The sequence below is a fragment of the Kitasatospora sp. NPDC005748 genome, from assembly GCF_040630735.1.
Lineage (GTDB): Bacteria > Actinomycetota > Actinomycetes > Streptomycetales > Streptomycetaceae > Kitasatospora.
Map to the genome: position 1 here is coordinate 1 of NZ_JBEXYD010000129.1, position 5923 is coordinate 5923.

Consider the following 5923-nt stretch of genomic DNA (forward strand, 5'->3'; position numbering starts at 1 on the left):
GTTCGCGCAGGCCTACGTCGGCGGCCTGTCGGTGGACTGGAAGACGGTGCTGCCCGCCGCCGAGACGGTGGAGCTGCCGACCTACGCCTTCCAGCACCAGCACTACTGGCTCCAGTCCGCCGCAGCGCCGTCCCCGCTGGGCGGCGACGGTGCGAGCACGGCCGCGGAGGCGCAGTTCTGGGCCGCCGTCGAAGGCGGCGACCTGGCCCACCTCACCGAGGCGCTGGCCATCGAGGACCAGCAGCTCATCGAGGTGTTGCCCGCACTGGCGTCCTGGCGTCGCCGCGAGCGGGACCGCTCGGTCACGGAGGCCTGGCGCTACCGGGTGACCTGGTCCCCGGCGACCGTCCCCGGCGGCCTCGCCCGGCTGTCCGGCCGGTGGCTGGTGGTGCTCCCCGCCGGGGAGACCGACGGCGATGTGGCCCAGGGCTGCGTGGCCGCACTGTCCTCCCGCGGCGCCGAGCTCGTCTTCGTCGAGGTCCCGGCCGGGACGGTCGACCGGGCGGCTCTCGCCGCACTGCTCGGCGAGGCGCTGCGGGGCACCGGGGAGGTGTCCGGCGTGCTGTCGCTGCTGGCGACGGACGAGACCCGTCTGCCGGATCACCCGGTGGTGACCGTGGGCCTGGCCGCCACGCTGGGCCTGGTGCAGGCGCTGGGCGACGTCGAGGTCGTCGCGCCGCTCTGGGTCCTCACGCGGGGCGCTGTGGCCACTGCCCCGAACGAGGTGCTGACCAGCCCGCTGCAGTCCCAGGTCTGGGGCTTCGGCCGGGTCGTCGGACTCGAATACCCGGACCGCTGGGGCGGGTTGATCGACCTCCCACCCGTCCTGGACGAGCGGACCGGCTCGCAGCTGGTGGCCGTACTGGCCGGCTGCGACGAGAACCAGGCCGCGCTCCGCCCGGCCGGGATCGTGGGCCGCAGGCTGACCCACGCCCCCCAGCCGGCGGCGGCCGGGACGTGGCGGCCGACCAACGGCACCGCGCTGATCACCGGCGGTACCGGTGCGCTCGGCGGGCACGTGGCCCGCTGGCTGGTCGGACGCGGTGTGGAGCGCCTGGTGCTGACCAGCCGGTCCGGCGCCGGCGCCGCCGGTGTCGCCGCGCTCGCGGCCGAACTGGCCGCCCGGGGCGCCCGGGTGGACGTGCTGGCCTGCGACGCGGCCGACCGGTCCGACCTGGCCGGCCTGCTCGACCGGATCGCCACGACCGGACCCGCGCTGGGCACCGTGGTGCACACCGCGGCGGTGCTGGACGACGGCGTGATCGACGGCCTCTCGGCGGCGCGCCTGGAGTCCGTGCTCGCGGCCAAGGCCGCCGGTGCGGCCTACCTGGACGAGCTGACGGCCGACCTCGACCTGGACGCCTTCGTACTGTTCTCCTCCGTGGTGGCCACCACGGGCGGCCCGGGCCAGGCCAACTACGGTGCGGCGAACGCCTACCTGGACGCCGTGGCCGAGAACCGGCGCAGCCGCGGCCTGGCCGCGCTCGCCGTGGCCTGGGGCCCGTGGGCGGCCGGCGTGGCGCAGGGCTCCGAGGCGGCCCGGCAGCGGCTGGCCCGCAACCAGTGGGAGGGCGTGATGGACCCGGACCTCGCGGTCCGGGCCCTGGGCGAGGCACTGGACTGCCGCGACACCGTGCTGACCGTCACCAACATCGACTGGTCCGTCATCCTCGCGCAGCCGCAGCAGGCGGCGAGCCTGCTGACCGTCCCCCTGATGCGTGACCTGCCGGAGATCCACCGGCTGGCCGCCCTGCTGGCCGAGGTCCCGGCCGCGCCGGTCGAGCAGGACCTGGTCCGCCGACTGGCCGGGATGAGCCGGGCCGAGCAGCGCCGGGTGCTGACCGAACTCGTCCAGGCCAAGGCCGCCCATGTGCTCGGCTACGCCTCGTCCGAGGCGGTCGAGACCAACCGCGCCTTCAGCGAACTCGGCTTCGACTCGCTGACCGCGGTCGAGCTGCGCAACGACCTCGGCTCCGCCACGGAGCTGCGGCTGCCCGCGACCCTGCTGTTCGACTACCCGACCGCGGCCGCGCTGGCCGACTACCTGGAGGCGGAACTGCTCGGGGCGGTGCCGGACGGCGCCGGGACGCCGGCGGCCGTGCCGGCCACGATCGCGGCCGACGAGCCGATCGCGATCGTCGGGATGGCCTGCCGCTACCCCGGCGGCGTGGTCGACCCCGACGGGCTGTGGGCGCTGCTGGCCTCCGGCGGGGACGGGATATCCGGCTTCCCGGACGACCGCGGCTGGGACCTGGAGGCGCTCGGCGAGTCCTCGTACGTCAGGTCCGGCGGGTTCGTCCAGGACATGAGCGGGTTCGACGCCGGCTTCTTCGGCATCAGCCCCCGCGAGGCGCTGGCGATGGACCCGCAGCAGCGGCTGCTGCTGGAGCTGTCCTGGGAGGCGGTGGAGCGGGTCGGCATCGACCCGGAGTCGCTGCGCGGCAGCGCGACCGGCGTCTTCGTCGGCGGCTACACCTCCGGCTACGGCTACGGCGCGGACATCGAGGGCATGGCCCACCTGATCACCGGCAACGCCACGAGCGTGCTGTCCGGCCGGGTCTCCTACGCGCTCGGGCTGGAAGGCCCGGCGGTGACGATCGACACGGCCTGCTCGTCGTCCCTGGTGGCGATGCACATGGCCGCCCAGGCGCTGCGCTCCGGCGAGTGCTCGATGGCGCTGGCCGGCGGTGTCACCATCCTGGTGTCCCCGGAGGGCTTCGTCGGCTTCAGCGAGCAGAGCGGACTGGCGGCGGACGGCCGCTGCAAGGCCTTCTCGGCCGACGCGGACGGCATGGGCTTCGCCGAGGGCGCGGGCATCCTGGTGGTGGAGCGCCTGTCCGACGCGCGGCGCAACGGGCACCAGGTGCTCGCGGTGCTGCGGGGCAGCGCGACCAACCAGGACGGTGCGTCGAACGGTCTGACGGCGCCGAACGGTCCGTCCCAGCAGCGGGTGATCCGCGCGGCGCTGGCGAACGCCGGCCTCACGGCCGCCGATGTGGACGTGGTGGAGGCGCACGGGACGGGTACCACGCTGGGCGACCCGATCGAGGCGCAGGCGCTGCTGGCGACCTACGGTCAGGATCGTGGTGCCCAGAAGCCGCTGTGGCTGGGGTCGGTGAAGTCCAACATCGGGCACACCCAGGCGGCCGCCGGTGTGGCGGGTGTGATCAAGATGGTGCTGGCGTTGCAGCACCAGGAGCTGCCGAGGACGCTGCACGCGGACGAGCCGTCGCCGCACGTGGACTGGTCCGCCGGTGAGGTGGAGCTGCTGACGGAGGCGGCGCCCTGGCCGAGCAACGGCCGGGTGCGGCGAGCGGGGGTGTCCTCGTTCGGTCTGAGCGGCACCAACGCGCACGTCATCCTGGAGGAGGCCCCGGCGGTCGCCGAGCCGGCCGATGCCGGGAACGACGCCGGGAACGACGGCCGGGGCGACGTCCCGAACAAGGTGGTCGAGCCGGGCGCGGTGGGCGCCTGGCTGGTGTCGGGCCGCTCGGCCGACGGCCTCACCGCTCAGGCGGGCCGGCTGTACGACTGGGCCGTGGCACGGCCGTCGGTGGATCCGGCGGAGGTGGCGTGGTCGCTGGCGACGACGCGGTCGGTGTTCGAGCACCGGGCGGTGGTGGTCGGTGCCGACGCCGGCGAGCTGCTGTCCGGCCTGCAGAACTTCGCGGCCGGTGTGCCGTCGGGTGCGGTGGTGTCGGGTGTGGCGCGGCCGGGTGCGCGGGTGGTGTTCGCCTTCGCCGGTCAGGGTTCGCAGTGGGTCGGCATGGGCCGTGAACTGGCGGCGTTCAGCCCGGTGTTCGCGGCGCGGCTCGCGGAGTGTGAGGCGGCGCTGGCGCCGTATGTGGAGTGGTCGCTGAGCGACGTCCTGGCGGGTGCCGAGGGTGCCCCCGCACTGGAGGCGGCGGATGTTGTCCAGCCGGCGTTGTGGGCGGTGATGGTGTCGCTGGCGGCGGTCTGGGAGGCCGCGGGCGTCACGCCTGCTGCGGTGGTGGGGCATTCGCAGGGCGAGATCGCGGCGGCGACCGTCGCGGGGATGCTGTCGCTGGAGGACGGCGCCCGGGTGGTGGCGCTGCGTTCGCGGTCGTTGAAGGTCCTGGCGGGCCTGGGCGGGATGCTGTCGGTGAGCCGGTCGGCCGCGGTGGTGGAGGAGCAGATCGCCCGCTTCGGTGAGCGTGTTGCCCTGGCGGCGGTCAACGGGCCGTCGGCGGTCGTGGTTTCGGGTGAGCCCGAGGCGCTGGAGGAGTTGAAGGCCGAGTTCGAGGCGGAAGGTGTTCGGGCTCGGATGGTCGCGGTGGACTACGCCTCGCACTCGGCGCAGGTGGACCGCCTCGAAGCGGAGATCACCGAGGTCCTGGCCGGTATCGCGCCGCGCCGGGGCCGGATCCCGATGGTGTCCGCGATGACCGGTGAGACCCTGACCGGTGAGGAGTTGGACGCCGCCTACTGGTACGGCAGCCTGCGCGCCACGGTCCACTTCGACCGGGCGGTGCGCACGCTCGCCGGTCAGGGGCACCAGGTCTTCGTCGAGGTGACGCCGCACCCGGTGCTGCTGGGCGCGATGAACGACACGCTCGAAGAGGTCGCGCTGGACTCCGCCGCGCTGCCGGCGGCCGTCTGCGGCACGCTGCGCCGCGACGACGGCGGCGCCCAGCGCCTGCTGGCTTCACTCGCCGAGGCCTTCGTCAACGGCGTGGCGGTCGACTGGACGACGGTTCTGCCCTCCGCCGACCTCGTCAAGCTGCCGACGTACGCCTTCCAGCACGAGCGGTACTGGCCGCGTGCGGCCGGACCGGCTCTGGGTGGGGACGCGGTGTCGCTGGGCCTGGGCGCGGTCGGTCACCCGCTGCTGGGTGCGGCGGTCGAACTGGCCGGTGGTGCGGGGCTGGTCTGCACCGGGCGGCTGTCCGTGCGGACGCACCCGTGGCTGGCCGATCACGCGATCGGTGGGGTCGCGCTCCTGCCGGGGACCGGCTTCGTCGAGATGGTGGTCCGGGCCGGTGACCAGGTGGGCTGCGGCCTGCTGGAGGAGCTGACGCTCCAGGCGCCGCTGGTGCTGCCTGCCGACGGCTCCGGTGTGCAGGTCCAGGTCGTGGTGGCCGCCGCCGATGCGGACGGCCGTCGGACGGTCGAGGTGTTCTCCCGCCCCGACGGGCAGGAGGAGTGGGCGCAGCACGCCGGTGGCGTCGTCGCTCCCGCCGGGGAGGCGCCGGTCGCGGAGGAGGACTTCGCGGTCTGGCCTCCGCGCGGGGTCACGGCGGTCGACGTGACCGGCATCTACGAGGCCGGCGCCGGGGCGTCCTACGGCTACGGCCCGGCGTTCCGGGGGCTGCGCGCGGTGTGGCGCCGGGGCGAGGACCTCTTCGCGGAGGTGGCACTGCCCGAGGGCGTGGCCGCCGATGCGGGTGCGTTCGGTCTGCACCCGGCCCTGCTGGACGGCGTGCTGCACGCCAGCGCCCTGGTCGCCGGGGCCGAGGACGAGGGCCGGGTGCGGTTGCCGTTCGCGTGGACGGGTGTCGAGCTGCACGCGGCGGGTGCGTCCGTGCTGCGGGCCCGGCTGCGCCGGGATGCGCAGGGCGGTCTGGTGCTGTCGGCGGCGGATGCCACGGGTGCGCCGGTGGTCTCCGTCGAGTCGCTGATCACCCGTCCGGTGTCGGCCGAGCAACTCCGGTCGAACGATGCCGGGGTGGCGGATTCCCTGTTCACCGTCGAGTGGGCCGCGGTGAGCGCTGCCGAGGCTCCGGCCGGGGCGTGGGCGCTGATCGGCGCCGATCGCTTCGGTCTGGCCGAGGCGCTGGCCGGGGCCGGGGTACCGGTCCGCTCGTTCACGGACCTGGCCGGTCTGGCCGCCGCCACCGAGGCGGGGGAGATCGAGCCCGCCCTGGTGCTGGCCTGCGCCGGTGACCAGGCGGAGGGCGACAAC

At 74.9% G+C, this 5923-nt stretch carries 1 protein-coding gene; it reads left to right on the forward strand.

Going from position 1 to position 5923, the window contains the following annotated elements; all coding sequences use genetic code 11:
* On the forward strand, positions 1 to 5923 hold a 5923-nt coding region (locus tag ABZ495_RS36645; RefSeq protein ID WP_359840318.1), incomplete at both ends, for an SDR family NAD(P)-dependent oxidoreductase.